The sequence below is a fragment of the Nocardioides sp. zg-1308 genome, from assembly GCF_013155375.1.
Taxonomy (GTDB): Bacteria; Actinomycetota; Actinomycetes; order Propionibacteriales; family Nocardioidaceae; genus Nocardioides; species Nocardioides renjunii.
The window spans coordinates 1-5645 of record NZ_JABJQY010000006.1; the positions used below are offsets into that span (position 1 = coordinate 1).

Consider the following 5645-nt stretch of genomic DNA (forward strand, 5'->3'; position numbering starts at 1 on the left):
GGGTGCGTCTGATTCTTGAGAACTCAACAGTGTGTTTGATTAGTCGACGAATTAGTTTGTTATGCCCCGTTGACGTTGTTGGCTGGCTTGCCTTTGGGTGGGTTGGTTGATGGTGTCGCGGTTTCTTTGACGATGATTCTGGCAATTGATGTCAGTTTTGTTCTGTCAGGGGATGTGGCTCTCTTTTCCTTGCATGCTCTTTGGGGTGTGTGGGGTTGTAGTTTTCGATGGAGAGTTTGATCCTGGCTCAGGACGAACGCTGGCGGCGTGCTTAACACATGCAAGTCGAGCGGAAAGGCCACTTCGGTGGTACTCGAGCGGCGAACGGGTGAGTAACACGTGAGTAATCTGCCCCTGGCTTTGGGATAGCCACCGGAAACGGTGATTAATACCGGATATGACTCGTGACCGCATGGTTGTGGGTGGAAAGTTTTTCGGCCAGGGATGTGCTCGCGGCCTATCAGCTTGATGGTGAGGTAATGGCTCACCATGGCTTCGACGGGTAGCCGGCCTGAGAGGGTGACCGGTCACACTGGGACTGAGACACGGCCCAGACTCCTACGGGAGGCAGCAGTGGGGAATATTGGACAATGGGCGGAAGCCTGATCCAGCAACGCCGCGTGAGGGATGACGGCCTTCGGGTTGTAAACCTCTTTCAGTACCGACGAAGCGCAAGTGACGGTAGGTACAGAAGAAGCACCGGCCAACTACGTGCCAGCAGCCGCGGTAATACGTAGGGTGCGAGCGTTGTCCGGAATTATTGGGCGTAAAGGGCTCGTAGGCGGTTTGTCGCGTCGGGAGTGAAAACGCCGTGCTTAACACGGCGCTTGCTTTCGATACGGGCAGACTAGAGGTATTCAGGGGAGAACGGAATTCCTGGTGTAGCGGTGAAATGCGCAGATATCAGGAGGAACACCGGTGGCGAAGGCGGTTCTCTGGGAATGACCTGACGCTGAGGAGCGAAAGTGTGGGGAGCGAACAGGATTAGATACCCTGGTAGTCCACACCGTAAACGTTGGGCGCTAGGTGTGGGGTCCATTCCACGGATTCCGTGCCGCAGCTAACGCATTAAGCGCCCCGCCTGGGGAGTACGGCCGCAAGGCTAAAACTCAAAGGAATTGACGGGGGCCCGCACAAGCGGCGGAGCATGCGGATTAATTCGATGCAACGCGAAGAACCTTACCTGGGTTTGACATACACCCTGCCGCTCCAGAGATGGGGCTTCTTTTGGGGGTGTACAGGTGGTGCATGGCTGTCGTCAGCTCGTGTCGTGAGATGTTGGGTTAAGTCCCGCAACGAGCGCAACCCTCGTTCTATGTTGCCAGCATGCCCTTCGGGGTGATGGGGACTCATAGGAGACTGCCGGGGTCAACTCGGAGGAAGGTGGGGATGACGTCAAGTCATCATGCCCCTTATGTCCAGGGCTTCACGCATGCTACAATGGCCGGTACAAAGGGCTGCGATCCCGTGAGGGGGAGCGAATCCCAAAAAGCCGGTCTCAGTTCGGATTGGGGTCTGCAACTCGACCCCATGAAGTCGGAGTCGCTAGTAATCGCAGATCAGCAACGCTGCGGTGAATACGTTCCCGGGCCTTGTACACACCGCCCGTCACGTCACGAAAGTCGGCAACACCCGAAGCCGGTGGCCCAACCCTTGTGGAGGGAGCCGTCGAAGGTGGGGCTGGCGATTGGGACGAAGTCGTAACAAGGTAGCCGTACCGGAAGGTGCGGCTGGATCACCTCCTTTCTAAGGAGCACACGCCCCGACCAGTGGCGAATGTTCGCTGGCGCATGGTGGTGTTCACTAGTGGAATCGTCGACGCACCAGGTCTGTCTGCTCCTTCGGGGGTGGGTGGGCCGGCCCTCTTCGGGGGGTGTGGTGTTACTCAGGCCCTGCGTTGGTGGGGGTGGGGTCAAGCACACTGTTGGGTCCTGAAGGATCAGCCGTTTCGTCCCCAGCTTGTCTGGGGGTGTGGGTTGGTTGTTCTGGTCCTCCCTTCGTTCGAGGTCTCACTGTGTGGGGTCGAGAGGGTTGGTGGGGTTGTTGTTTGAGATCTGCATAGTGGACGCGAGCATCTTTGCAACTAGGAAGTTTCTGGTTGTGAATATTGTTGTGGCGTGGCCGGCTTTCCTTGCCGGTGCGCCACGTTGTGTGAGCCTGCTGCTTCTTTGATTGGGGAGTGGCGGGTGTTTCTTTGTGCGTGTCGTTGACGGCGTGTGTTGTTTTGACGTTGTTGAGACAAGCTATGAAGGGCACATGGTGGATGCCTTGGCATCAAGAGCCGATGAAGGACGTTGGAGCCTGCGATAAGCCCTGGGGAGTTGGCAACCAAGCTGTGATCCGGGGGTGTCCGAATGGGGAAACCCAGCACGAGTCATGTCGTGCTACCTGCACCTGAACACATAGGGTGTGTGGAGGGAACGTCGGGAAGTGAAACATCTCAGTACCGACAGGAAGAGAAAACAACAGTGATTCCGAGAGTAGTGGCGAGCGAAATCGGATGAGGCTAAACCTTGCGTGTGTGATACCCGGCAGGGGTTGCACGCAGGGGGTTGTGGGACCGCTCGACCTCATCTGCCGGTGGGGTACAGAGTAAGAAACCAGTGTGGAAGTCGAAGCCGGTTGGAAAGCCGTACCGTAGAGGGTGATAGGCCCGTAGACGTAAAGCGCTGGCTCTGGAGCGTGTTCCCAAGTAACACGGAACCCCTGAAATTCCGTGTGAATCTGGCGGGACCACCCGTTAAGCCTAAATACTCCTTGATGACCGATAGCGGACAAGTACCGTGAGGGAAAGGTGAAAAGTACCCCTGGCGGGGAGTGAAATAGTACCTGAAACCGTGTGCCTACAATCCGTCGGAGCTTGCCCCTTGTGGGTGGGTGACGGCGTGCCTTTTGAAGAATGAGCCTGCGAGTTTGCGGTGTGTTGCGAGGTTAACCCGTGTGGGGTAGCCGTAGCGAAAGCGAGTCCTAATAGGGCGATTCAGTAGCGCGCTCAAGACCCGAAGCGAAGTGATCTATCCATGGGCAGGTTGAAGCGTCGGTAAGACGACGTGGAGGACCGAACCCACTTAGGTTGAAAACTGAGGGGATGACCTGTGGATAGGGGTGAAAGGCCAATCAAACTTCGTGATAGCTGGTTCTCCCCGAAATGCATTTAGGTGCAGCGTTGCGTGTTTCTTGCCGGAGGTAGAGCACTGGATAGCCGATGGGCCCTACAAGGTTACTGACGTTAGCCAAACTCCGAATGCCGGTAAGTGAGAGCGCAGCAGTGAGACTGCGGGGGATAAGCTCCGTAGTCGAGAGGGAAACAGCCCAGACCATCAGCTAAGGCCCCTAAGCGGTGACTAAGTGGAAAAGGATGTGGAGTCGCATTGACAACCAGGAGGTTGGCTTGGAAGCAGCCACCCTTGAAAGAGTGCGTAATAGCTCACTGGTCAAGTGATTCCGCGCCGACAATGTAGCGGGGCTCAAGTCATCCGCCGAAGCTATGGCATTCACACTCAAGCTCAGCATCGACTTGATCGGTGTTCAGGTGTGTGGATGGGTAGGGGAGCGTCGTGTGGGCAGTGAAGCGTCGGAGTGATCCAGGCGTGGAGGCCACACGAGTGAGAATGCAGGCATGAGTAGCGAATCACGGGTGAGAAACCCGTGCGCCGAATGATCAAGGGTTCCAGGGTCAAGCTAATCTGCCCTGGGTAAGTCGGGACCTAAGGCGAGGCCGACAGGCGTAGTCGATGGACAACGGGTTGATATTCCCGTACCGGCGAAGTTGCGCCCATGACGAACCTGGTGATGCTAACCACCCGAAACTCATCGGACCGGACCCTTCGGGGCGAGGCTGGTGGGCGGAGCGTGGGACCCGAGCTGGTAGTAGTCAAGCGATGGGGTGACGCAGGAAGGTAGCCCAACCACAGCGATGGTTGTCTGTGGGCAAGCGCGTAGGACGTGGTGTAGGCAAATCCGTACCACTCACTTTGATGTGGAGTCTGAGACGTGACGCGGAGCCCGTATGGGCGAAGTGGGTGATCCTATGCTGTCGAGAAAAACCTCTAGCGAGCAACGAGCCGCCCGTACCCCAAACCGACTCAGGTGATCAAGTAGAGAATACTAAGGCGATCGAGACAACCATGGTTAAGGAACTCGGCAAAATGCCCCCGTAACTTCGGGAGAAGGGGGGCCCGGATCGTGTACCCACTTGCTGGGGAAGCGTGAAGGGCCGCAGAGACCAGGGGAAAGCGACTGTTTACTAAAAACACAGGTCCGTGCGAAGTTGTAAGACGATGTATACGGACTGACTCCTGCCCGGTGCTGGAAGGTTAAGAGGACCGGTTAGGCACTTGTGCCGAAGCTGAGAATTTAAGCCCCAGTAAACGGCGGTGGTAACTATAACCATCCTAAGGTAGCGAAATTCCTTGTCGGGTAAGTTCCGACCTGCACGAATGGAGTAACGACTTTCCCACTGTCTCAACCATGGACTCGGCGAAATTGCACTACGAGTAAAGATGCTCGTTACGCGCGGCAGGACGGAAAGACCCCGGGACCTTTACTATAGTTTGGTATTGGTGTTTGGTACGGCTTGTGTAGGATAGGTGGGAGACTGTGAAGCCCTCACGCCAGTGTGGGTGGAGTCAACGTTGAAATACCACTCTGGTCGTACTAGATGTCTAACCTAGGTCCGTTATCCGGATCAGGGACAGTGCCTGATGGGTAGTTTAACTGGGGCGGTTGCCTCCTAAAATGTAACGGAGGCGCTCAAAGGTTCCCTCAGCCTGGTTGGCAATCAGGTGGCGAGTGTAAGTGCACAAGGGAGCTTGACTGTGAGACAGACATGTCGAGCAGGGACGAAAGTCGGAACTAGTGATCTGGCCACGGCATGTGGAAGCGTGGTCACTCAACGGATAAAAGGTACCCCGGGGATAACAGGCTGATCTTCCCCAAGAGTCCATATCGACGGGATGGTTTGGCACCTCGATGTCGGCTCGTCGCATCCTGGGGCTGGAGTAGGTCCCAAGGGTTGGGCTGTTCGCCCATTAAAGCGGCACGCGAGCTGGGTTTAGAACGTCGTGAGACAGTTCGGTCCCTATCCGCCGCGCGCGCAGGAAACTTGAGAAAGGCTGTCCCTAGTACGAGAGGACCGGGATGGACGAACCTCTGGTGTGCCAGTTGTTCTGCCAAGAGCACGGCTGGTTGGCTACGTTCGGAAGTGATAACCGCTGAATGCATCTAAGCGGGAAGCACGTTTCAAGATGAGGTTTCCCACCACGTAAGTGGGTAAGGCCCCCCACAGAACATGGGGTTGATAGGCCGGAGGTGTACAGCAGCAATGCCCAGCCGACCGGTACTAATAGGCCGAGGGCTTGTCCCAACCACGTACAAGACCACACACGCACCACGGTCGACCCACGCGCAAAAAACGAACACACAGTTCGCGTCCACTAGGCAGTTCCCAACCAACACACCCACCCCCACACCCAGCCCACCAGCTGGCGTCGTGGGGCAGGGGGACATGGTTGAAAGAGTTACGGCGGCCATAGCGAAACGGGAAACACCCGGTCCCATACCGAACCCGGAAGTTAAGCCTTTCAGCGCCGATGGTACTGCAACCGAGAGGTTGTGGGAGAGTAGGACGCCGCCGGACATACATT

3 rRNA genes are annotated in these 5645 nt (G+C 56.6%); all 3 read left to right on the forward strand.

Annotated elements, in window-relative coordinates:
• Nucleotides 1-224: 224 nt before the first annotated feature.
• The 3 genes from HN031_RS20965 (at nucleotide 225) to rrf (ending at nucleotide 5638) form a co-directional block, all read left to right on the forward strand.
• A 16S ribosomal RNA gene (locus tag HN031_RS20965) occupies nucleotides 225-1746 on the forward strand.
• A gap of 490 nt (nucleotides 1747-2236) precedes the next feature.
• Nucleotides 2237-5365, forward strand: a 23S ribosomal RNA gene (locus tag HN031_RS20970).
• A gap of 155 nt (nucleotides 5366-5520) precedes the next feature.
• A 5S ribosomal RNA gene (gene rrf, locus HN031_RS20975) occupies nucleotides 5521-5638 on the forward strand.
• The 16S, 23S and 5S rRNA genes sit together here, the layout of an rRNA operon.
• Nucleotides 5639-5645: the final 7 nt, after the last annotated feature.